The 22737-nt window shown below is 66.6% G+C and carries 23 protein-coding genes and 2 tRNA genes; 11 read left to right on the plus strand and 14 right to left on the minus strand.

Translation table 11 applies throughout. From position 1 onward, the window contains the following. The first annotated feature begins 46 nt into the window (after window positions 1-46). Together AC5592_RS19470 and AC5592_RS19475 are read left to right on the plus strand one after the other, a co-directional pair. Window positions 47-2263, plus strand: a complete 2217-nt coding sequence (locus tag AC5592_RS19470) for an RNA degradosome polyphosphate kinase (protein ID WP_036503806.1) — start codon at window positions 47-49, stop codon at window positions 2261-2263. Window positions 2264-2346: 83 nt separating this feature from the next. Next, window positions 2347-3309, plus strand: a complete 963-nt coding sequence (locus AC5592_RS19475) for an NUDIX hydrolase (RefSeq protein WP_084506891.1) — start codon at window positions 2347-2349, stop codon at window positions 3307-3309. Between the two features lie 72 nt (window positions 3310-3381). Here AC5592_RS19475 and AC5592_RS19480 read toward each other — a convergent pair whose 3' ends face one another. From AC5592_RS19480 to leuC, 3 genes are all read right to left on the minus strand, one after another. Further along, window positions 3382-4038: an HU family DNA-binding protein gene (locus tag AC5592_RS19480; RefSeq protein WP_063065019.1), complete on the minus strand. Its 657-nt coding sequence runs from the start codon at window positions 4036-4038 to the stop codon at window positions 3382-3384. Window positions 4039-4194: 156 nt separating this feature from the next. Further along, window positions 4195-4803: a 3-isopropylmalate dehydratase small subunit gene (gene leuD, locus AC5592_RS19485; RefSeq protein ID WP_036503809.1), complete on the minus strand. Its 609-nt coding sequence runs from the start codon at window positions 4801-4803 to the stop codon at window positions 4195-4197. A gap of 36 nt (window positions 4804-4839) precedes the next feature. After that, a complete protein-coding gene (leuC, locus tag AC5592_RS19490; protein ID WP_063007943.1) occupies window positions 4840-6264 on the minus strand; it encodes a 3-isopropylmalate dehydratase large subunit in 1425 nt (474 codons plus the stop codon). Window positions 6265-6501: 237 nt separating this feature from the next. Between leuC and AC5592_RS19495 the strand changes: the two genes are divergently transcribed. Together AC5592_RS19495 and AC5592_RS19500 are read left to right on the plus strand one after the other, a co-directional pair. Beyond that, the gene (locus AC5592_RS19495) at window positions 6502-7203 is read left to right on the plus strand and encodes an IclR family transcriptional regulator (RefSeq protein ID WP_036503812.1); all 702 of its coding nucleotides are present in this window, start codon (window positions 6502-6504) and stop codon (window positions 7201-7203) included. A gap of 55 nt (window positions 7204-7258) precedes the next feature. Continuing rightward, entirely contained in the window at window positions 7259-7759 is a 501-nt protein-coding gene (locus AC5592_RS19500; protein ID WP_063065020.1) for a pyridoxamine 5'-phosphate oxidase family protein, read from the plus strand. A gap of 68 nt (window positions 7760-7827) precedes the next feature. Here AC5592_RS19500 and AC5592_RS19505 read toward each other — a convergent pair. The 4 genes from AC5592_RS19505 to AC5592_RS19520 form a co-directional block, all read right to left on the minus strand. Beyond that, a tRNA-Glu gene (locus tag AC5592_RS19505) sits at window positions 7828-7900 on the minus strand. 139 nt (window positions 7901-8039) lie between these two features. Beyond that, a tRNA-Gln gene (locus AC5592_RS19510) sits at window positions 8040-8111 on the minus strand. 210 nt (window positions 8112-8321) lie between these two features. After that, entirely contained in the window at window positions 8322-9779 is a 1458-nt protein-coding gene (gene gltX, locus AC5592_RS19515; RefSeq protein ID WP_063065021.1) for a glutamate--tRNA ligase, read from the minus strand. A gap of 14 nt (window positions 9780-9793) precedes the next feature. Beyond that, window positions 9794-10567 carry a fumarylacetoacetate hydrolase family protein gene (locus AC5592_RS19520; RefSeq protein WP_036503906.1) on the minus strand — a complete coding sequence of 258 codons (774 nt, stop codon included), beginning with the start codon at window positions 10565-10567 and terminating at the stop codon, window positions 9794-9796. 165 nt (window positions 10568-10732) lie between these two features. Here AC5592_RS19520 and AC5592_RS19525 point away from each other — a divergent pair, with 165 nt between their 5' ends. Next, entirely contained in the window at window positions 10733-11908 is a 1176-nt protein-coding gene (locus AC5592_RS19525; RefSeq protein ID WP_036503818.1) for an MFS transporter, read from the plus strand. Window positions 11909-12086: 178 nt separating this feature from the next. On the opposite strand, the gene AC5592_RS19530 is transcribed toward AC5592_RS19525, so the two are convergent. From AC5592_RS19530 to AC5592_RS19560, 7 genes are all read right to left on the minus strand, one after another. Further along, window positions 12087-13094: a 3-isopropylmalate dehydrogenase gene (locus AC5592_RS19530; protein ID WP_036503821.1), complete on the minus strand. Its 1008-nt coding sequence runs from the start codon at window positions 13092-13094 to the stop codon at window positions 12087-12089. Window positions 13095-13549: 455 nt separating this feature from the next. Further along, on the minus strand, window positions 13550-15148 hold the full coding sequence (gene serA, locus AC5592_RS19535; protein WP_063065022.1) for a phosphoglycerate dehydrogenase: 1599 nt from the start codon (window positions 15146-15148) through the stop codon (window positions 13550-13552). 235 nt (window positions 15149-15383) lie between these two features. Then, a complete protein-coding gene (locus AC5592_RS19540; protein WP_025351824.1) occupies window positions 15384-15587 on the minus strand; it encodes a cold-shock protein in 204 nt (67 codons plus the stop codon). Between the two features lie 545 nt (window positions 15588-16132). Continuing rightward, a complete protein-coding gene (locus AC5592_RS19545; RefSeq protein WP_036503825.1) occupies window positions 16133-16369 on the minus strand; it encodes a cold shock domain-containing protein in 237 nt (78 codons plus the stop codon). Between the two features lie 97 nt (window positions 16370-16466). Next, on the minus strand, window positions 16467-17285 hold the full coding sequence (locus AC5592_RS19550) for an ATP-binding cassette domain-containing protein (RefSeq protein ID WP_063065023.1): 819 nt from the start codon (window positions 17283-17285) through the stop codon (window positions 16467-16469). After that, window positions 17282-18331 carry an ABC transporter permease gene (locus AC5592_RS19555; RefSeq protein ID WP_036503834.1) on the minus strand — a complete coding sequence of 350 codons (1050 nt, stop codon included), beginning with the start codon at window positions 18329-18331 and terminating at the stop codon, window positions 17282-17284. Before AC5592_RS19555 ends, AC5592_RS19550 begins: the two co-directional genes overlap by 4 nt. A 13-nt stretch (window positions 18332-18344) precedes the next feature. Then, window positions 18345-19376 carry a sugar ABC transporter substrate-binding protein gene (locus tag AC5592_RS19560; protein WP_084506880.1) on the minus strand — a complete coding sequence of 344 codons (1032 nt, stop codon included), beginning with the start codon at window positions 19374-19376 and terminating at the stop codon, window positions 18345-18347. A gap of 149 nt (window positions 19377-19525) precedes the next feature. On the opposite strand from AC5592_RS19560, the gene AC5592_RS19565 reads away from it, so the two are divergent. From AC5592_RS19565 to AC5592_RS19590, 6 genes are all read left to right on the plus strand, one after another. Next, complete coding sequence (locus AC5592_RS19565) at window positions 19526-20017, plus strand: MarR family winged helix-turn-helix transcriptional regulator (RefSeq protein WP_036503838.1); 492 nt, start codon at window positions 19526-19528, stop codon at window positions 20015-20017. Between the two features lie 93 nt (window positions 20018-20110). Further along, complete coding sequence (locus tag AC5592_RS19570; protein ID WP_036503839.1) at window positions 20111-20671, plus strand: carboxymuconolactone decarboxylase family protein; 561 nt, start codon at window positions 20111-20113, stop codon at window positions 20669-20671. An 81-nt stretch (window positions 20672-20752) separates the two neighbouring features. After that, window positions 20753-21400, plus strand: a complete 648-nt coding sequence (locus AC5592_RS19575; protein ID WP_036503841.1) for a dihydrofolate reductase family protein — start codon at window positions 20753-20755, stop codon at window positions 21398-21400. A gap of 53 nt (window positions 21401-21453) precedes the next feature. Continuing rightward, a complete protein-coding gene (locus tag AC5592_RS19580; RefSeq protein WP_063065026.1) occupies window positions 21454-21870 on the plus strand; it encodes a PPOX class F420-dependent oxidoreductase in 417 nt (138 codons plus the stop codon). A 91-nt stretch (window positions 21871-21961) separates the two neighbouring features. Then, window positions 21962-22237, plus strand: coding sequence for a hypothetical protein (locus AC5592_RS19585; protein WP_157122021.1), 276 nt, complete (start codon window positions 21962-21964; stop codon window positions 22235-22237). Window positions 22238-22375: 138 nt separating this feature from the next. Further along, window positions 22376-22723, plus strand: coding sequence for a hypothetical protein (locus AC5592_RS19590; RefSeq protein WP_232329441.1), 348 nt, complete (start codon window positions 22376-22378; stop codon window positions 22721-22723). The last annotated feature ends 14 nt before the right edge of the window (window positions 22724-22737 follow it).

Below are 22737 nucleotides of genomic sequence, written 5' to 3' on the forward strand. Positions count from 1 at the left end.
CCGCACCACGGTGGTGTCGAGCGCGACACCACCCGAGCCGTAAGGAATGATCGTGAGCGTGAGCGAAACGGAGACCGTCCCGCAACAGCCCCGGCTACCGGCGGCCCCGCCGGCGGCCACGCCACCGCCCACCACGGCCGCCGCGACACAGTTGCCCGCAGATCGCTACCTCAATCGAGAACTGAGCTGGCTGGATTTCAACGCCCGCGTGCTGGCCCTGGCCGAGGACCCTTCCGAACCGCTGCTGGAACGCGCCAAATTCCTCGCCATCTTCTCCTCCAACCTCGACGAGTTCTACATGGTGCGGGTGGCCGGCCTCAAACGCCGCGCCGAGGCCGGGCTCTCGGTCCGCTCCGCCGACGGCCTGTCGCCCACCGAACAGCTCACCCTCATCGCCGAACGCACCCAGGAACTGGCCGGGCGGCATGCGCGGGTCTTCCTCGACCAGGTGCGGCCCGCGCTGGCCGAGGACGGTATCGCCATCATCGGCTGGGCCGATCTGGACGACGACGAACGCCGCCGGCTGTCGGGGTACTTCCTCGACCAGGTGTTCCCGGTGCTGACCCCGCTCGCGGTCGATCCGGCGCATCCGTTCCCCTACATCAGCGGCCTGAGCCTGAATCTGGCTGTCACGGTGAAGGATTCCGAGACCGGCGGGGAGCACTTCGCCCGCGTGAAGGTGCCCGACAACGTCGACCGCTTCGTCCGAGTGCGCCGCACCCTCACCGAAACCGCCGGCGCCCGCCGAGATTCCGACATCGCCGCTGTCCCCCGCCTGGCCGCCTTCCTGCCGATGGAAGATCTGATCGCCGCTCACCTCGATCAGCTCTTCCCGGGAATGGAAGTGGTGGAACACCATTCGTTCCGCATCACGCGCAACGCCGACTTCGAGGTCGACGAGGACCGCGACGAGGATCTGCTGCAGGCCCTCGAACGCGAACTGGCCCGCCGCCGCTTCGGATCGCCGGTGCGCCTGGAAGTTTCCGACGATATGACCGAGCACATGCTCGAGCTGCTGCTGCGCGAACTCGACGTCGACCCGGGCGATGTGATCCAGGTTCCCGGCCTGCTCGACCTGTCGTGCCTGTGGCAGGTCTACGGCGTCGACCGGCCGCTGCTCAAGGACGCGCCCTACGTTCCGGCCACCCCGCCGGCATTCGGTGAAAGAGAAACGCCACGAAACGTTTTCGCCGCCCTGCGTGAGGGCGACGTGCTGGTGCACCACCCCTACGATTCGTTCTCCACCAGCGTGCAACGTTTCATCGAGCAAGCCGCGGCCGACCCGCAGGTGCTGGCCATCAAACAGACCCTCTACCGCACCTCCGGCGACTCTCCCATCGTCAACGCGCTCATCGATGCCGCCGAGGCCGGTAAACAGGTCGTCGCGCTGGTCGAGATCAAGGCCCGCTTCGACGAACAGGCCAACATCAAATGGGCACGCGCCCTGGAACAGGCGGGCGTGCACGTGGTCTACGGCCTCATCGGCCTCAAGACGCACTGCAAGACCTGTCTGGTGGTGCGCCGCGAAGGGGCCACCATCCGCCGCTACTGCCATATCGGGACCGGTAACTACAACCCGAAGACCGCGCGGCTCTACGAGGACGTCGGACTGCTCACCGCCGCACCGGAAATCGGCGCCGACCTCACCGACCTGTTCAACTCGCTGACCGGCTATTCGCGAAAGGCCAACTACCGCAACCTCCTGGTCGCGCCGAGCAGCGTGCGCTCGGGCATCGTGGAACGGATCCGGCGCGAGACCGAACTGGCCGCCCAGGGGGTGCCAGCTCGAATTCGCCTCAAGGCCAACGCGATCGTCGACGAGCAGATCATCGACGCGCTCTACCGCGCGTCCCAGGCCGGGGTGCCGGTGCAGATCGTGGTGCGCGGCATCTGCGGGCTGCGCCCGGGTGTGCCGGGAATGAGCGAGAACATCGAGGTGCGCTCGATTCTCGGCCGGTTCCTGGAACATTCGCGCATCATGCATTTCCAGGCCCAGGACGAGTACTGGATCGGCAGCGCCGACATGATGCATCGCAATCTCGACCGGCGCGTGGAGGTCATGGCGCAGGTGAAGGATCCGAAGCTGCGCGAGCGGCTGGCGGTGGTGTTCGATTCCGCACTCGATCCCGCGACCCGGTGCTGGGTGCTGCAGCCCGACGGCAGCTGGGCGGCGCAGCCGAGCCCCGAGGCCCTGGGGCGCGGCGTGCAGGTGCGTGACCACCAGGAGTTCCTCATGCGACTGCGGAGGCCGGACCAGCAGTGAAATCCTCGGCGACACGAGATTTCGATCGGTCCCCGGACGACGGCGACACCGCCCTCGATCGCCTCGGCGACACCGGCGGGTCGATGAGCGACGGCAAGGTGGATGCAGGTGAGAGCAGTTCGGGCGACACCATCTCGGATCCGCGGGTGACCGCCAACATCATCGCCGCCGGCGCGGTGGTGTGGCGGCGGCCCCGCGACGGCGGACCGGTCGAGGTGGCCCTCGTACACCGGCCGAAATACGACGATTGGTCCCTGCCCAAGGGAAAGCTCGACCCGGGCGAAACCCCGATGGTCGCGGCCGTGCGCGAAGTGGCCGAAGAAACCGGCCTGAACTGCCGTCTGGGGCGCTATCTCGGTCGGGTCACATATCCGGTGCCCGGACATCGCAAACTCAAACGAGTGGACTATTGGGCGGCCACTCCCGTCGACGGCGAGTTCGTCACCAATTCCGAAGTCGACCAGCTGCGCTGGCACCGGGTGGACCGGGTGATGGATCGACTGTCCTACCCGATGGATCGCCGCATCATCCGCAATTTCCTGCGCCTGCCGCCGGATACCGCGACCCTGGTGCTGGTGCGGCATGCGAAAGCGGGCCGCCGCGACCGATTCACCGGTCCCGACGACGAACGGCCGCTGGAAAAGGCCGGTCGCGCACAGGTTCAGGTGCTGACGCCGAATCTGCTCGCCTTCGGCCCGGGCGCGGTGTACTCGGCGCCTCCGCTGCGGTGTGTGCAGACTGTCGCGCCGGTCGCCGACGCCCTCGGCCTCGATATCGCCCGCGAGCCGCTGCTGTCGGAAAGCGGTTATGCCGCAGCACCGCAAGCCGGTGTGGATCGGCTGCGGGAACTGGTCTCCCCCGACGTCGTTCCGCTCGTGTGCAGTCAGGGCAAGGTCATTCCGGATCTGCTGCAACGCTGGGCCGACGACGACGGTCTCACCCTGCCGCCGGCCCGGAACCGCAAGGGCAGCGTGTGGGTGCTGTCGGTCGCCGACGGACGGCTGGTCGCCGCCGATCACCTCGATCGTTCCCTGCGTACCCACTGAAAACCTGCGTACCCACTGAAACGCAATGACCCCGGCCCGAAAGGACCGGGGTCATTGTCGTCGCGTCACTCGCTATCGCCGCGTGGTGCGCTTGGTTGCCGTGCGCTTGGCAGCGGTCTTCTTGGCGGGCGCCTTCTTGGCCGCGGTCTTGGCCGCGGTCGTCTTCTTCGCCGCGGTCGTCTTCTTGGCTGTCGCCTTGGTGGCCGTGGTCTTCTTGGCCGGAGCCTTCTTCGCCGCGGTCGTCTTCTTCGCCGCGGTCACCTTCTTCGCGGGCGCCTTCGCGGCTGCCTTCTTGGCGGTCGTCTTCTTGGCCGGAGCCGCCTTCTTGGCCGTGGTCTTCTTCGCGGCGGTCTTCTTCGCCGTGGTCTTCTTGGCGGCGCTCTTCTTCGCCGCACCCGACACCGGCGCTGCCACACCGCGTTTCACGGCCGGACCGGCCGCCGCGATCTTCTGCTTGCCCGAGATGATCGCCTTGAACTGCGCACCCGGGCGGAACGCGGGCACCGAAGTGGGCTTCACCTTCACCGTCTCGCCGGTTCGGGGATTACGCGCCACCCGTGCCGCCCGCTTGCGCTGTTCGAATACACCGAATCCGGTGATTGTGACGCTCTGACCCTTGTTCACCGCACGCACGATCGTGTCGACAATGTGCTCGACTGCCGCAGTGGCCGTGCGCCTGTCAGTACCCAACTTCTCGGTCAGAACATCGATCAGTTCCGCCTTGTTCATTGAATCCTCCGCAGACTAATGGCCCGTCGTCGGACCGACTAGGTACCACGGTAAACCCTGAATGGGCAAGAGTCTATGTGCCACGCCAAATTTCATGTGGCGTGGCACACGCGCAGCAACCTCGATTGGTTGCTCTCAGCTAACACTCGAGACTGTTCAGTCCCCGGAAATAGCCGCTGGAATGGTGGTCGGTTTCCAAGACGGCCTTGCCTTTTCGAACTGCTCGATGGCCTCTTCCTGCCGAAGTGTGAGTCCGATGTCGTCCAGACCTTCCAGCAGCCGCCACCGGGTGTAGTCGTCAATATCGAAGGGCAACACGGTGGTTCCAGCGGCCACAGTGCGCGCCTCGAGATCGACGATCAATTCCAGGCCGGGATGTTCTTCGATCAACTTCCAGAGCAATTCGACATCATGTTGTGACATCTGCGCGGCCACCAAGCCGCCCTTACCGGCGTTGCCCCGGAAGATGTCGGCGAAGCGGGAAGAGATCACCACCCGGAAGCCATAGTCCATCAATGCCCAAACCGCATGCTCTCGCGACGATCCCGTACCGAAATCCGGTCCCGCGACCAACACACTTCCCCGGTCGAACGGGCTGGTGTTGAGAATGAAGCCCGGATCCGAACGCCAGGCGGCGAACAGACCGTCCTCGAATCCCGTTCGAGTCACCCGTTTCAGATAGACCGCCGGGATGATCTGGTCGGTATCGACATTCGACCGGCGCAACGGCACGCCGATCCCCTTGTGCACCTTGAACGGTTCCATAGTTGCTCCTGTAGTCCTGAGGTGAATTCCGGCCGGTCAGTTCAGATCCGCAGGCGCCGACAACCGGCCCCGCACCGCCGTCGCGGCCGCGACCTGCGGCGAAACCAGATGCGTACGGCCGCCTTTACCCTGACGCCCCTCGAAGTTGCGGTTCGATGTCGAAGCACACCGCTGACCGGGAGAAAGCTGATCCGGATTCATTCCCAGGCACATCGAGCAGCCGGCCTGACGCCATTCCGCGCCGGCGGCGGTGAAAATCTCGCCCAAACCCTCGGATTCGGCCTGGGCGCGCACCCGCATCGAGCCCGGAACGATCAACATCCGCACGCTCTCGGCCACCTTGCGGCCCTTCAGAACGTCCGCCACGGCCCGCAAATCCTCGATCCGGCCGTTGGTGCACGACCCCACGAAAACCGTATCCACGGACACCTCACGAAGCGGAGTACCCGGCTCCAAATCCATATAAGTCAGCGCCTTCTCAGCGGACGCTCGCTCGTTTTCGTCGGCGAAATCCTCCGGATTCGGCACCACATCGCCCAGCGGGGCGCCCTGACCGGGGTTGGTGCCCCAGGTGACGAACGGCGTCAACGACGAGGCGTCCAGGTGCACCTCGGCGTCGAAAGTGGCGTCCGGATCGGTCTTCAGCGCCTCCCAGGCGGCCACCGCCGCATCCCAGTCCGCGCCGGTCGGAGCATGTTCGCGGCCCTTCAGGAATTCGTAGGTGACCTCGTCGGGGGCCACCATGCCCGCCCGGGCGCCGGCCTCGATCGACATGTTGCACATCGTCATCCGCGCCTCCATGGACATGGCGCGCACGGCCTCGCCGCGGTATTCGAGCACATAGCCCTGCCCGCCGCCGGTGCCGATCTTGGCGATGACCGCCAGAATCACGTCCTTGCTCGTGACGCCGGGCGGCAACTCGCCGTCGATATTGATCGCCATGGTCTTGAACGGCCGCAGCGACAACGTCTGCGTCGCCATCACATGTTCGACCTCGCTGGTGCCGATACCCATCGCCAGCGCGCCGAATGCGCCGTGGGTCGAGGTGTGCGAATCACCACACACCACGGTCATGCCCGGCTGCGTCAAACCCAGCTGCGGACCGACCACGTGCACGATGCCCTGTTCGATATCACCCATGGGATACAGCCGGACGCCGAATTCCTCGCAATTGCGCCGCAGGGTTTCCACCTGGGTGCGTGAGATCGGATCCGCGATCGGCTTGTCGATATCGACCGTCGGCACGTTGTGGTCCTCGGTCGCGATGGTCAGATCCGGCCGGCGCACCGGACGACCCGCCGCCCGCAACCCGTCGAAGGCCTGCGGACTCGTGACCTCGTGCACCAGGTGCAGATCGATGTAGATGAGATCGGGTTCGCGCTGCGCACCCTCCCCCGCACCCCGTGCGACGACATGCTGGTCCCAGACCTTCTCCGCCAGCGTGCGTGGCCGTTCGGCCATGACAACCACCTCTCTGTGTTATCTGCGACGGCTTCGCCGTCGCGGGTTCGCGGCCCCCTGGGCCTCGATTTTTCCCTCCTCCGCTCAGTCGCTGCGCTCCCTCGCTCCGTCGGTCCAAAATCGAGGCGGGCCGCGAACTCGCAGGTGGACTCCCTGTCAGAGGTCCACCGGAGGTGCGTTCTCACATCGTTCGATCAGACTTGCCAATCTCACTATGCGAGACGCTAATATCGTTCTATGAGACAGCATAGCGGTATCGGGGTGCTCGACAAAGCCATGGCCGTGCTTTACGCCGTGGCCGAACAACCGTGTGGGCTCAACGAGCTGTGCACCCGCACCGGACTGCCCCGGGCCACCGCGCATCGGCTGGCCGTGGGGCTGGAGACCCATCGGATGCTGGCCCGCGACGCCGCCGGCTCGTGGCGGCCCGGCCCGGCGTTGTCGGAGCTGGCCACCACCGCCGAGGACCCGCTGCTCGACGCCGCCGCCGTCATCCTGCCCCGGCTGCGCGAGATCACCGGCGAGAGCGTGCAGCTCTACCGGCTCGACGGGCACTCCCGCATCTGCGTGGCCGCTCTCGAACCCACCTCCGGCCTGCGCGACACCGTCCCGGTCGGCGCCCGCCTGCCGCTGACCGCCGGATCGGCCGCGAAGGTTCTGCTGGCCTGGGCCGACCCGGAGCTGCAGCGCGGTGTCCTGGCCGACGCGATCTTCGGCGAGCGCGCCCTGGCGGAGGTCCGCCGCCGCGGCTGGGCGCAGAGCGCCGCCGAACGGTCCGCGGGTGTGGCCAGTGTCTCCGCACCGGTCCGCGACGGGTCGTCCCAGGTGATCGCCGCGGTCTCGGTTTCCGGCCCGATCGATCGCATGGGCCGGCGCCCGGGTGCGCGCTGGGCCGCCGACCTCGTGGCCGCCGCCGACGCCCTGCACAAGCGACTCTGATCACCCCGATCCCGAGCTGTGATGCCGGCCATACGCCGTAAAGTATCGTGACCGCATGGGAGTGAACCAACGCGCACAGATCGTGATGTCCGAGACGGAGATCACCGAATTTCTGGAACGCAGCCGCATCATGACGCTGGCGAGCCTGGGCAAGAACGGAACGCCGCATCTCACGGCGATGTGGTACGGCTTGGTCGACGGTGAGATCTGGTTCGAGACCAAGGGCAAGTCGCAGAAGGCGGTGAATCTGCGGCGCGATCCGCGCGTCACCGTCCTGGTCGAGGCGGGCGATACCTACGACCAGTTGCGCGGGGTGTCGATCGAGGGCCGCGCGGAGATCGTCGAGGACCCGGAGGCGCTGTTCAAGGTCGGCGTCAGCGTCTGGGAGCGCTACACCGGCCCCTACACCGAGGAATTGCGCCCGATGGTGGAGGCGATGCTGAACAAGCGCGTCGCGATCCGCGTGGTGCCGGAACGGGTGCGCAGCTGGGATCATCGGAAGCTCGGTATGCCCGCGATGCCGGCGGGTGGATCCACCTGGCCGGTGCGGGACTGACCGCACGCCGGCGAGAGACCTCGGAAACGAGAAAAGCCCTCCAGCTCGCGCTGGAGGGCTTTCGAATGTAGCCCCGACGGGATTTGAACCCGCGCTACCGCCTTGAGAGGGCGGCGTCCTAGGCCGCTAGACGACGGGGCCAGAGGACTTCCCCGAGGGGAGATCTCCGTGGATCTTTCGATCGAGGAGGCTCGGCAAGCTTAACCGGCCGAGACCCGGCGACCAAATCGCCGGGGATGCTGTTCCGACTCGACCGAACGAAGCGAATCAACATTCTCCGCTGGGGTACCAGGACTCGAACCTAGAATGGCTGAACCAGAATCAGCTGTGTTGCCAATTACACCATACCCCAATGACCTGGGCTTTCAGCCTCTCCCCTGCCGGTTCGAGGCCCTCGTTCCGGGCCGAGAAGAAGAGTACCAAACCCCTCCCCGATATATACAAATCGTCTGGTCAGAGCCACTTTTCAGCGCCGGTACGGCCCGCCGGGCTCTCGTCGGGCGGTCACGAAGCCGCGACCGCCCGACGCAGCGACCGATTCGGCCAGCACCCGGCGCCGCCACTACGCCAGCGCGGCCCGCAGCCGCTGCATGGTCACCTCGCGGCCGAGCAGTTCCAGCGATTCGTACAGCGGCGGGCTGATGTGCGATCCGGTGACCGCCACCCGTACCGGACCGAAGGCCTTACGCGGTTTGAGCCCCAGATCGTCCACCAGAGCCTTTTTCAGCGCCTCCTCGAGCACGGGTGGCGTCCATTCGGAAACACCGTCCAGCGCCGCGACGGCGGCCTGCACCACCGGCGCCGCGTCGGGGCCCAGATTCTTTTGCGCCGCGGCCTCGTCGACAGCAAACTCCTCGGCGGGCACGAACAGAAACTTCAATAGATCCCACGCATCACCGAGAACCACGATCCGGGTCTGCACCAACTCGGCCGCCGCGGCGAAAACTCCGTCGTCCACTTCGGCGCCGATGTGGCCCTGTGCGGTGAGGAACTCCCGCAACCTGCGGGCGAAATCCCCGGTATCCAGCAAACGAATGTGTTCGGCGTTGATCGCATCCGCCTTCTTCTGGTCGAAGCGCGCCGGATTCGAATTTACTTTCGATATCTCGAACGCATCGACCATCTCCGCCATCGAGAAGACATCGCGGTCCTCGGTGAGGCTCCATCCGAGCAAAGCCAGGTAATTCAGCAAACCTTCAGGAATGAATCCGCGGTCCCGATGCGCGAAGAGATTCGACTCCGGATCACGTTTGGACAACTTCTTGTTGCCCTGGCCCATCACGAAGGGCAGATGGCCGAACTCCGGGGTGAACTCCGCCACCCCGATCCGCTGCAAAGCGGCATACAACGCAAGCTGGCGCGGGGTGGAGGAAAGCAGATCTTCCCCGCGCAACACGTGTGTGATTTTCATCAGTGCGTCGTCGACCGGATTCACCAGCGTATAGAGCGGATCTCCGGTGCCGCGGGTGAGCGCGAAATCGGGCACCGTCCCGGCCTTGGCAGTGATCTCCCCGCGAACCAGATCGTTCCACACCAGATCGGTGGCGGGCATCCGCAGCCGCACCACCGCCGGGCGGCCCTCGGCCTTGTAGGCGGCGATCTGCTCGGGGGTCAGATCGCGGTCGAAGTTGTCGTAGCCGAGCTTCGGATCGCGTCCGGCGGCGCGGTGACGGGCCTCGACTTCGTCTGGGGTGGAGAAGGATTCATAGGCCTCACCGGCCGCCAGCAACCTCTGGACGACATCGAGATGAAGCTCACGCCGCTGCGACTGACGGTAGGGACCGTAGGGCCCGCCGACCTCCGGCCCCTCGTCCCAGGTCAGTCCGAGCCACCGCAACGCGTCCAGAATCGCGTGGTACGACTCCTCGGAATCGCGTGCGGCATCGGTATCTTCGATACGGAAGACGAAGGTGCCGCCGTGGTGGCGAGCGAACGCCCAGTTGAACAGCGCGGTGCGGATCAGGCCGACATGCGGTGTGCCGGTGGGTGACGGGCAGAATCGGACCCGTACGTCAGTCATATTCCTTCTCTCGATCAACGTTTGGCGGCAACAGGATTGGTAAGGGTACCGATGCCCTGAACCGTCACGGATACGGTTTGCCCATCCGTCATCGGTCCTACACCTTCCGGCGTTCCGGTGAGAATGACATCACCGGGCAGCAATGTCATCACCCTGGTGACCCATTCGATCACCTTCGGAATGTCGTGCAGCAGAAGTGAAGTCCGGCTGCGCTGGCGCACCTCTCCGTCGAGTTCGGTGGTGATCTCGAGATCGCCCGGATCGAGTTCGGTTTCGATCCAGGGGCCGAGCGGGCAGAAGGTGTCGTAGCCCTTGGCGCGCGTCCACTGCCCGTCGTGGCGCTGCTGGTCACGCGCGGTGACATCGTTGGCGACGGTGTAGCCGAGGATGACGTCGGCGGCCCGGGCGGCCGGCACGTCCTTGCACGGGCGGCCGATCACCACCGCCAGTTCGCCCTCGTATTCGACCTGAGAGGAATTGGGCGGCAAGAGGATCGGCAGGTTCGGTCCGACGATGGCGGTGTTGGGCTTGAGGAAGATCACGGGATCCTCCGGCGCGGGGCCGCCCATCTCCGCGGCGTGCGCGGCGTAGTTCTTTCCGACGCACACCACCTTGCTGGCCAGAATGGGAGCCAGCAGTCGCACATCGGCCAGCGGCCAGGTACGGCCGGTGAATGTCGGGGTACCGAACGGATGCTCGGCGATTTCACGAGCGATCTCGTCGGAACCGTCGGTTTCGATACTCACGAACGCGACCCCATCGGGGCTGGCAACACGACCTAGACGCATGGCGAAGAGTCTATCCACCTGCCCGAACACGGCCGACCACCCGGTCTGCGACGGGCAGATGTGACGAATTTCGAGTTGCCTACCGGGCACGTCCTGGGTGTACGGTAAGAGCCTGTTCACAGAGTAAGACACTGATCCCAAAATATGAGATTCGAGGTGAGGGCGATGACCACCGCGACAGATGTGCGCACGACCCGGCGGTGGACCATGCTCGCCCTCGGAGTCTTCGCCCAGAGCTCGAGCGCGGTCATCGTGCACGGCACCCCGTTCCTGTTGCCGGCGCTGACCGATCGCGGAATGCCCTTGGCCACAGCGGGTCTGCTGGTCGCGATGCCGACGGTCGGCCTGGTGTGCACGCTGATCGCCTGGGGGTACATCGTCGACCGAGTAGGTGAGCGCTCGGTTCTGGTCGCCGGTCCGGTCGTGATGTGTGTGGCAGGTGTGGCTGCTGCGACGGTGACCAATTACGGCGCGCTGGGTGTGCTGCTCTTTCTGGCCGGTATGGGCGCTGCCAGCACCAACGGCGCGAGTGGCCGGGTGATCGTCGGCTGGTTCCCGGTCGATCAGCGCGGGCTGGCGATGGGTATCCGGCAGACCGCACAGCCGCTGGGTGTCGCGATCGCGGCGATGTCGATACCGGCTGTCGCTGCCGCACACGGGTTTTCCACGGCGATCCTGGTTCCGGCGGCGATGGCGGGCGTCGCGGCGATCGGCTGTCTGATCGGAATCGTCGACCCGCCCCGGCCGGCGAGCAACGGCGAGCATCCCGACAACCCGTATCGGGGCGATTCCACGCTGTGGCGCATCCACGCGGTGTCGGTGCTGCTGGTGATTCCGCAGGCCACTCTGTGGACGTTCGCGCTGCTCTGGCTGCATCGCGACGCCGGGTTGTCGCTTCCGGTGGCCGGGGCGATCGTCACCGCGACCCAGATCCTGGGCGCCGCCGGGCGCATCGGCGCCGGTATCTGGTCCGACCGCGTCGGCAGTCGCCTGCGTCCGTTGCACACCGTGGCGATCGCGGCCGTGGTCTCGATGGCGGCCCTGGCCGGTGCGGCCTGGTTGCACTGGTGGTGGGCGGCGATCCCGATCCTGTTCGCCGCGTCGGTGATCACCGTGGCGGACAACGGCCTGGCCTTCACCGCCGTCGCCGAGATCGCCGGTCCGTACTGGAGCGGTCGCGGCCTGGGCATCCAGAACACCGGCCAGAACCTGGCATCCGCCGCTGTCGCACCGATTTTCGGCGCCCTCATCACCGCCGCCGGTTTCCCCGCGACCTATCTGGTCGCCGCGATCATCGCCGCGGCCGCCGTCCCCATGGTGCCGATCGCCCGCAACCGATGACTCCCGGCTTCCCCACGGCCGCACCCCTTTCCGTCACAGTACGGAGCGCGACCGCGGGGAAACCCTACGCCGCCAACGTTTTTCGAGGTTGTACCTACAACCTGAAAGGGCCGCTCGGCGAAACGAACGATCCCCCTGTCGCGCAATTCTTTACGCGACAGGGGGATCGGCTGGAAACTCAGATGGACGCGGCGATCCGGTCACCGATTTCGACCGTGGACGCGGTGCCGGTGCGGGCGGCGAGGTCCTTGGCCACCGCGGCTTCGATGCGGGCGGCTTCCTCGGAGCGGCCGAGGTGGTTCAGCAGCAGCGAAACCGAGAGGATGGCGGCGGTCGGGTCGGCCTTGGACTGGCCGGCGATATCGGGGGCGCTGCCGTGGACCGGTTCGAACATGCTCGGGTTGGTGCCGGAGGCGTCGATGTTGCCCGAGGCGGCCAGGCCGATGCCACCGGACACCGCCGCGGCGAGGTCGGTGATGATGTCGCCGAACAGGTTGTCGGTGACGATCACGTCGAAGCGGCCCGGGTCGTTGACCATGTGGATGGTCGCGGCGTCGATGTGCTGGTAAGCGACCTCGACCTCGGGGTATTCGGCGCCGACCTCGGTGACGGTGCGCTGCCACAGCGAACCGGCGAAGCTCAGCACATTGGTCTTGTGGACCAGCGTGAGGTGCTTGCGGCGCTGCTGGGCCTTGTCGAAGGCGTAGCGCACCACGCGCTCGATGCCGAATCGGGTGTTGGTGGAGACCTCGGTGGCCACCTCGTGCGGGGTGTTCACGCGGATCGCGCCACCGGTACCGGTGTAGGGGCCCTCGGTGCCCTCGCGCACGACGACGAAATCGATTTCCGGGTCACCGGACAGCGGGCTGGTGACGCCCGGGTACAGCTTCGACGGACGCAGGTTCACGTGGTGGTCGAGCGCGAAGCGGGTGTGCAGCAGCAGACCGCGCTCGAGCAGGCCGCTGGGGACAGACGGATCGCCGATCGCGCCCAGCAGGATGGCGTCGTGCTGCTTCAACTCCGGCAGCACCGACTCCGGCAGCACCTCGCCGGTCGCGTGGTAGCGCTTGGCGCCCAGGTCGTACTCGGTCTTCTCGACCCCGGGCACGACCACGTCGAGTACCTTGAGCGCCTCGGCGATGACCTCGGGCCCGATACCGTCACCGGCGATGACAGCCAGCTTCATATGACAACGCTCCGTTCGTTCCTGCTCGCGGCTCGCAACACGTATGCGGCCGAATCAGCCAAGGGCGGTCGATCGGCGGCGTAACGCCCGGCCGGATCGCCGACACCGCCACACTATCGGTCCCCCGGATCAGCCCGGTAAGCAGGGCGAGCCGCTCCCAATGAGTGAGATCGGGGACGGGACCGCGACCGCGGCCGCGGTTCCGCGAGCCCTGCGAGCGGCCGCGATTCTTCTGACCTGCCGCGTTCGCGCACCCCCCGATGCGGGCTCGGGACAACGGCGTCCGGTGTCGCCGCTGTCCCCCGCCGCCCTTGCTCGTTCCCCGAGTCGCCCGGTACGCAACCGGTTGTTCTCCGAAAACGCACAATGCGCGCGAATCCTGCTCCGCACCATGGCGGTTGGATTCGCGCGCACTGTAACCTACTGCGGCCGAGCCGATTCCGGCCCGGAATATCTCAGCTCAGGTCGACCTGAACGACCTTCGCGGCGCCCACGGCCTCGGCGATCGCGGACTGCACGTCGGCCGGGACGGACTCGTCGACGCGCAGGATGACCGTCGCGCCTTCCTTGTCGATGTCCTGGCTCAGCTGCGCGGCCTTGATGTCGATAGCCGCCTCGCCCAGCTTGGTGCCGATCTTGCCCAGGGCGCCGGGACGGTCGTCGTAGTTGAGGATCGCCAGGTTGAGACCCTCGGCACGCATGTCGTAGTTGCGGCCGTTGATGTTGACGATCTTCTCGACCTGTGCGGGCTCGGTCAGGGTGCCGGCGACGTTCAGGGTGCGGCCGTCGCCGAAGACGGCGCGCAGATCGACCAGGCTGCGGTGAGTCGGGCTCTCGGTGTGGGTGGTGACGGAGGCCTCGAGGCCCCGCTCCTCGGCCAGCGACGGGGCGTTGACGAAGGTGACCGCGTCCTCGATGTGCGCGGAGAACACGCCACGCAGCGCCGAGAGTTCCAGCACCGCAACCTCTTCCGAGGACAGCTCGCCGCGCACCTGGATCTCGAGGGAGACCGGCAGCTCGTCGGCGAGGGCGCCCAGCAGCACACCCTGCTTGCGGACGATGTCCAGCCAGGGCGCGACGATTTCGCTCACCGCGCCACCGGCGACGTTCACCGCACCGGGCACGAACTCACCGGCGAGGGCGAGCTGCACCGACTTGGCGACATCGGTGCCGGCGCGGTCCTGGGCCTCGGCGGTGGAGGCGCCCAGGTGCGGGGTGACGACGACCTGCGGCAGCTCGAACAGCGGGCTGTCGGTGGACGGCTCGGTCTCGAACACGTCGATGCCGGCGGCGCGCACGTGGCCGGAGGTGATGGCGTCGGCCAGGGCCTGCTCATCGATCAGACCGCCGCGGGCGGCGTTGACGATGATGACGCCCTTCTTGGTCTTGGCCAGGGTCTCCTTGTTCAGCATGCCCTTGGTCTCGGGGGTCTTGGGCAGGTGAATGGAGATGAAGTCGGCGCGCTCGAGCACCTCGTCCAGGCTCAGCAGCTCGATGCCCAGCTGGGCGGCGCGGGCCGGGGAGGTGTAGGGGTCGTAGGCGATGACCTTGGTCTCGAAGGCGGCGAGGCGCTGCGCGAACAGCTGGCCGATGCGGCCCAGGCCGATGACGCCGACGGTCTTGCCGAAGATCTCGACACCGTTGAACTTGCTGCGCTGCCAGGTGTGCTCGCGCAGGGTGGCGTCGGCGGCCGGGATCTGGCGGGCGGCCGAGAGCAGCAGGGTGACGGCATGCTCGGCAGCGGTGTGGATGTTGGAGGTCGGCGCGTTGACGACCATGACACCGCGCTCGGTGGCCGCGGGCACGTCGACGTTGTCGAGGCCGACGCCGGCGCGGGCGACGATCTTGAGGTTCTTACCGGCCTCGAGCACCTCGGCGTCGACGGTGGTGGCCGAACGGACCAGCAGCGCGTCGGCCTCGGGCACGGCGGCCAGCAGCTCGGGTCGATTGGGGCCGTCGACCCAGCGAACCTCGACACCGTCACCGAGCGCATCGACGGTCGACTGGGCGAGCTTGTCGGCGATCAGAACAACAGGACGGCCATTTTGGCTCACTGTGGGGCACTCCTGGGGAAAGAGGTCGGCATTTACCGCGGACCAGCTTAATGGTCGCGCTTCGGCGCCGGTGTACCGCCCGGTAGGCAGGCGCCCTCACACCGCGGCCGAACCTCCGCCGCACCGCATGCGGGTCCGGACGCGGAAGGGCCCCGCATCTCGAAAGATGCGGGGCCCCACTGTAAGTCGCGGACAGTTCACGCTACGTAAAGTGGCGCGCAGTCAGCGGACTCGATCAGATAACGCTGACGTTCTGAGCCTGCGGACCCTTCTGGCCCTGCCCGATCTCGAACTCCACGCGCTGCCCCTCGTCGAGGGACCGGAATCCACTACCGCTCACAGCCGAGTAGTGCACGAACACATCGGGACCACCGTCATCCTGAGCGATGAACCCGAAGCCCTTCTCGCTGTTGAACCACTTCACTACGCCTTGCGCCATTTCATACCTTCTGTAGACGAGCCGGGCCGACCAACTTCACGGTCGGCCCGTTCTCGATGTTCAAGCCTGCCATGGACCGCGTCCTCGCGCCACCACAGCGGTCCTCCCGCGGGCTGGAAACCGCGCACGAACCGAAAATCCTGCTTATCCAGCGGTGTCGCCGTGATTGTCCCGTGATAGCTCGGACCACGCCGCTCGTCGCGCCGCCACGGGTGCCCGGAATCGCGCCGGCGGGTCGTTCGGCCGTACAAATGGGTCGACCCCGGACACCGCGGTCCGGGGTCGACCCGAGGTCGCGTCGAGCGACCGAAATCAGCGATCAGCCACCGAAAGAGCCGGTCCACAGGGTGTTGACCAGGCCGTGGAAGGCCGCACCCAGGGTGTCGAACAGGCCGTTCACAGCAGCACTACCGGTGTCGATGATAACGGGGATCATAAATACCTCTTCGTTGTTTCAATTCAGTCGTACAAACTGACGATCAACATATCGAGGGCCCAGAAAGGCGCGTTAGCCCGATTTCGGGAAAAGTGATCTGCCCGACAGGTCACAGTTCGTGTGGGTCGGGCCACAGTCGACGCATCGGCTCGATTCGGACGCCCTTGGCTTCCGGGCCCGCCTTGGTATGGCGTACGTCGAACTCGACCCGCTGGCCCTGGACCAATCGGCGGAAACCGTCGCCGTGAACCTCGGTGTATTCGACGAAAACGTCGGCTCCGCCGCCATCCGGAATTATGAAACCGAAGCCTTTCTCACTGTCGAACCACTTCACCGTGCCGTTCAACTACGCTTCTCACTCACTTCTCGATGTCGGGGCAGGCAGAGGGTAACCGGAGCCCCACCGCCAGTCCAGCGCTGGCGGCCGTCCCGCGCAGTGGCGTTCACTCGGGCGGCGGGCGACGCAATTCATGTTGCAGCGCTTCCAGTTCCGCGCCGCCGGCCATCTGCCGGGTGAGCTCGGGAAGATCGATCTGCGACTTGTCGTAGCCGCCGAGTGCGCGGCCCCGCCGCAGCAGTAGGAATCGGTCGCCGACGGGGTAGGCGTGATGCGGATTGTGCGTGATCAGCACGACTCCGAGACCGCGATCCCGGGCCTGCGCGACGTAACGCAGCACCACGCCGGACTGTTTGACGCCGAGCGCGGCGGTCGGTTCGTCGAGAATGAGGACCTTCGCGCCGTAGTGGACCGCGCGGGCGATCGCGACACATTGCCGCTGCCCACCCGACAGCGTGCCTACGGGCTGTTCCAGATCGCGGATCTCGATTCCCATGTCCGACAACGCCGTCCGCGTGATGTCGCGCGCGGTCGCACGGTCCAGCAGGCGCAAGGGTCCGGCGCCCCTGGTCGGTTCCGAGCCGAGGACGAAATTGCGCCACACACTCATCAGCGGTACGACCGCCAGATCCTGGTAGACGGTGGCGATACCGCGGTCCAATGCCTCGCGTGGCGAGGAGAACCGGGTCGGTGCACCGTCGACGCGCAGTTCACCGGCATCGTGGCGGTGAACGCCGGCGAGGATCTTGATCAGCGTCGACTTGCCGGCGCCGTTGTCGCCGAGCACGCAGGTGACCTCCCCCGCTCGGACGACCATCGAGATGTCGGCGAGGGCGACGACGCCGCCGTAACTCTTCCCGATACCGACCGTCTCGATCAGCGGCGCGGAGGCCGGCTGTTCGGTGTCGCTGTGTCGAGTGGTCATCGGCGCAACCTTTCCGCGCGTTTGGCGAACGCGTTGTTGACCAGTACCGCGGCCAGCAGCAACACACCGAGGAACAGCATGAACCAGTCGCTGTCCCAGCGTGCGAACACGATGCCCTGCCGGGCCATACCGAAAATCAGCGCGCCGATGGCCGCGCCCAGCACCGATCCGAATCCGCCGGTGAGCAGGCAACCGCCGACGACCGCGGCGATGATGTACTGAAATTCCAGTCCTACCCCCTGATTCGCCTGCACGCTCGCGAACCGCAGCAGATTGCAGGAGCCGACAATCCAGCCCGCGAAGGCGGTGCCCATGAACAGCAGGATCTTGGTCCGTGCCGCCGGTACGCCGACGGCACGAGCACTGGGCAGCGAACCGCCTACCGCGTAGATCCAGTTGCCGAAGCGGGTGCGCACCAGCACGAGCGTCGCCACCGCGGTGACCGCGATCCACCACAGCACCGAGGCCTGGATGCGGGCGTCGCCGAGATTCGTCGTCGCCGCGAAAACCCAACCGGCCGAGGCATATCCGGGCGCCGACCGGATACCCGACACCTGCACGGTCCCGGTGACCAGCCGTGTGACGCCGAGATTGAGACCTTGCAGAGCCAGGAATGTGCCCAGCGTGACGATGAAGCTGGGCAGGCCCGTCCGCATGACCAGCCAGCCGTTCAGCGCGCCGACCGACAGGGCGAAGAGCAGCGAGACGCCCAGCGCGAACCACACGTTCCATCCGGCGTGCACCGCGAGCATGGCGGTCACCAACGCCGTCGACGCGGTCATCACGCCCGCGGACAGGTCGAATTCGCCGCCGATCATCAGCAGTGCCACCGCGACGGCCATGATGCCGAGCGTCGAGGCGTCGTCGAGCCAGGTGGCCACCCCGAGTGGGCTGAGGAACTGGTCGGTGATCACGGCGAAGAAGACGAAGACCACCAGCGCGCCCAGACCGGCGCCTATCTCGGGCCGGACGATCAGCCGGTTCAGGAGTGACGGCCCGATCGCGGCGGGTGCGGTGGATTCGGAAACCGTTGCGGTGTCGGTCATGACAGCTCCCTGCTCAGCGCGTGCCCTGCGCCACCAGGGCGGCGATGGCGTCGACGTTGTTCTTGTCCACGAAGGCCGGCCCGGTCTGCACCGGCATCCCGCCACCGACCGTGTTGAGATTGCGCCGATACAGCTGCAGCATCACCACCGGCAGATATCCCTGTTCGTACTGCTGCTGGTCGACCGCGAACAGCAGGGTTCCGGCCCGAATCGCATCCACCACATCGGGATTGAGATCGAATGTGGCGACGGCGGCGCGGGAGTGGGATTCGCGAACCCCGTCGACGGCGCGGGCGGCGATCTGCGAATTGAGGGTCAGCACAGCATCGATCGAGCGATCCGCCTCCAGGGCTCCCTTGATCCGCGACTGCGCATCGGCCGGATTGTTGATGTCGACCTGCAGCGTGGTGGCGTTGCCACCGAATCCGTCGATCGCGCCGGCGCAGCGGTCGTTGGCGCCGATATTGCCGGCCTCGTGAATGACGCAGAGCATCCTGGTTTTGCCGGCGTCGCGCAGGCGTTTACCGGCGGCCGTCCCGGCTTGGCGCTCACTCTGCCCGACGTGCCCGATCGCGCCGGCGGCCGCGCTGTCGGCTTCACCGGAATTGATCGTGACGACCGGGATCCCCGCCGCGACGGCATGCTCGATGGACGGACGCAGCGCCTGCGGATTGGCCATCGACACCACGAGTCCGTCCACATGCTGCGCGACCGCGTTGTCGACCAGCTTGGCCTGCTCCCCCGGGTCGCCCGAGGAGTTGTAGTCGACCCGGATTCCCAGATCCTTCCCGGCCGCCTCGGCACCGTTCTTCACCACATTCCAGAACGCGTCGCCCGGACTGCCGTGCGTGACCACGGCGACCGAGCTCAGCGGAGCGGTCGAAACCGTTGCGGGAGTGTGTGATTCGGTGACATCGGCGCCGGGACCACTGCACGCCGCCAGCATCGCGGTGAGAGCCAGCCACGGCGCGAGCCGATGCACGAGGCCGCGACGACGGCGCGGCGCGGAAGGTTGGTCGGGAATCCGGTGTGGCCGTGTGGTCATCGCGCCTCCGGGCATTCGACAGAACAAGGCGGGCTCGTTTCCGAGCACTCCAGGTGTATTGAACACCACCGGACCGGCCGCGACCGGTGATACGCGCCCGCGGGCGGCGTCGGGGTATGCGTCTCCGCCGCTGGACTACTCTCGTCAACATGGTTGTCGGAAAGCGCGGGAGGGCCCCGATCGACAGCCCCGGATTCGAGCTGCCGTTGCTGCTGTTCGCGGGGTTCCGCTCGCTCATCGACGAATTGCACGCCGAATTGGCGCAGCACGGACATCCCGACATGCGCCCGGCCCACGGATTCGCGATGCAGGCGATCGGCGTGCAGGGCGCGACGGCCAGCGATATCGGCCGCAAGCTGGGCGTATCCAAACAGGCGGCGGGTAAGACGGTCGAGCGGCTGACCGCGCTGGGCTATGCCGAACGGGTCGAGGATCCCGAGGACGCCCGGCGCAAGATCGTCCGTCTGACCCCGCACGGGATCGACGCACTCCGGCGGTCGGCCGAGATCTTCGAGCGGCTGCGACGCCGCTGGGTCACAGAGCTCGGCGCCCAGCGCGTGCGGGATATGGAGTCCGCGTTGCGCACGATGGTCCCGCCGGAATCGTTCCGGCTCGATGTCGCGGGGTGGTTCGGGGGCTGACCAGCTTCACTCCACCGGTCCCAGGCTTGCCCTATTCGACAACCAAGTTTACTGTTTAGACAACTTGGTTGTCTAACTCGAACGGATCGCCCCATGCATTTCCCCACCCACACCCTTGACTCCGCACCCGCCGAAGCCCGTCGCACCATGACCGCGAGCGCCGCACACCTCGGCTACCTCCCGGCCGCGGTGGCGAAGATGGCGACGTCACCCCGACTGCTCGACGGCTTCATGAAACTCAACGCCCTGTTCGAAGGCGGCACACTCGACGAACTGTCGCGCGAAGTACTGGTCATGACGATGGCCACCCGCAACGAATGCCACCTGTGCGTCGCCATGCACACCGCGAAGCTGACCGCGATCGGCGCGGACCCGGAACTGATCGCCGCGCTGCGCGAACAGCGCCCTCTCCCCGACCCCCGCCTAGCCGCGCTCCAGGAGTTCACGCTCACCGTCGTCGACACCGCCGGCGACGTCCCCGACGAGCGCGCGAGCGATTTCCTGTCCCACGGCTACACCCCCGAACAAGCCCTCGAGGTAGTGCTGGGTATCGGCACCTACACGCTGTCCACACTGGGCAATCGACTCACCGCGGCCCCGCTGGATCCCAGCCTGACCGCATTCGCCTGGTCGGCGGGACAGCACACGGCATAGACAACTGATTGCAATCGGCAAGCACCACGGTTAGAGTGCTGAGTAATTGCAAACAGCAAGCACTCTGTGAGAGGACCCGCCATGCCCCGTCTCCGCGTCCACAATTTCTCGATCTCGCTGGACGGGTACGTCGCGGGTCCCGACCAAGGTCCCGATCATCCGCTCGGTGTCGGCGGTGAGCGCCTGCACGAATGGGTTTTCGCGACCCGCTTCGGCCGGCGGATGATCGGCCGAGAGGGCGGCAGCACCGGAATCGACGACGAACACCTCGCCGCCGGTGAAGCGAATATCGGCGCGACCATCATGGGCCGCAACATGTTCGGGCCCGTGCGCGGGGAATGGCCCGACGATTCCTGGACCGGCTGGTGGGGTTCCAATCCGCCCTACCACCACCCGGTCTTCGTGCTCACCCACCACCCGCGCCCGGCACTGGAGATGGACGGCGGCACCACCTTCCACTTCGTCGACGACACGTCCGAAAACGTTCTGGAACAAGCCTTCTCCGCGGCCGGCGGCAAGGACGTCCGTCTCGGTGGCGGAGCCGCGACCGTCCGCCGCTTCCTCCGCGCCGGCCTCGTCGACGACCTCCACCTGGCCCTCGTCCCCACCCTTCTCGGCACCGGCGAACGCCTCTACGACGACCTCGGCGACCTCCCCGGCTACACCGTCTCCCCCGCCCGGCCGGGCGACAACGTCACCCACATTCACCTCACGAAAGTGGCCGGCTGACCGGACGGCGCGGCACTTGACCTCAACCGCACTCGAGCTCTTAGCGTGGTGGCATGACTTTCACCGCGGCCGAACACACATATCTGACTTCCCAATCGCTGGGCCGGCTGGCCACCGTGACGGCGGACGGGCGGCCGCAGTTGGTGCCGGTCGGGTTTCGGGTGAACGAGGACGGCACCATCGATATCGGCGGGCCGAGTCCCAGTGCCCAGCGGTATCGCAATGTGCGAGGTAATCCGAATGTGAGCCTGGTTGTCGACGATATGACGCCGGACGATCCGGCTGAGGTGAAGCCCGGCTGGGGGCGCGGGGTCGAGATCCGCGGCGTCGGCGAGATCCTCGATGTCGATACGCCTCCGGTGGCACCGGACTGGTTCGCGCACACCATTATTCGCATCCATCCGCGGCGGATCCGCAGCTGGCATATCGATCGCGCGAATCCGGACGGCGAGGCGCGGGATGTGAGCTGAGTCTCTTCTCAGCCCTGGGCGTATCGCGGCCGTGACGTTCGCGCCGAAATCGGCGAGGGTTGCGGGACAGGCGAGTTGAAAGGGGCTGGTCGTGTTCGCGACTGCCGCGTCCGTCCGGGTACGCCGAATCCTGGCGAGGACGGCGATAGCGGGACTGATCCTGATGGGGATGGTCACCGCGACCGCCGGGCAGAGTTCGGCGCAGGCGCCGACGAGCGAGCCGAGCTCGGTCGGCTGGTACTACCCGGGAGTGACGCCGTTCGATCCGATACCGCTGGACTACCTGTACGGCTGGAATCCGTGGTATCGGCCGTACTACTCCTGGTATAGGCCGGTTTACCCGCCGGGGTGGTTCGGCAGCAGCTGAATCGCAGGACTCAGGGGTAACCCCGAGTTCCCGTCACCCCCGCGGCCGATTCGGCCCTGAACCTCGTGCCACCACCCGTGACGCGGTGTCCGATTTACGAGAGACTGCGTTCGGTGTAACTGATTGGAAGGATTCACCGTGATTGCCAGAACCGAACATCGCACCAAGCGCACGGCGGCGCGCATCGCCGTCGCCGGCGCCATCGTCGCAGCGCCGCTTGCCGCACTTGCCATTCCGGCCCAGGCCGATGTGGTGAGCGCCCCGGCGGCCACCGACATCGCACACCCGGGTCACGGGCACGGTCCGTTCGGCGGCCTCGGCGACTGGGACCGTCGCGGCGACTGGGACCACCGTGGCGATTGGGACCACCGCGGCGACTGGGACCGTCACCGCCACGGCAACGACTGCAACCCGTGGGACCGGCACGGCAACGGCTGGAACGGTTTCCGCCAGGTCGTTCCTCCGGGCTGGTTCGGCAGCAGCTGATCCAATGCTGTTCG

It is taken from the genome of Nocardia violaceofusca NBRC 14427, from assembly GCF_963869435.1.
Classification (GTDB): domain Bacteria; phylum Actinomycetota; class Actinomycetes; order Mycobacteriales; family Mycobacteriaceae; genus Nocardia; species Nocardia aobensis.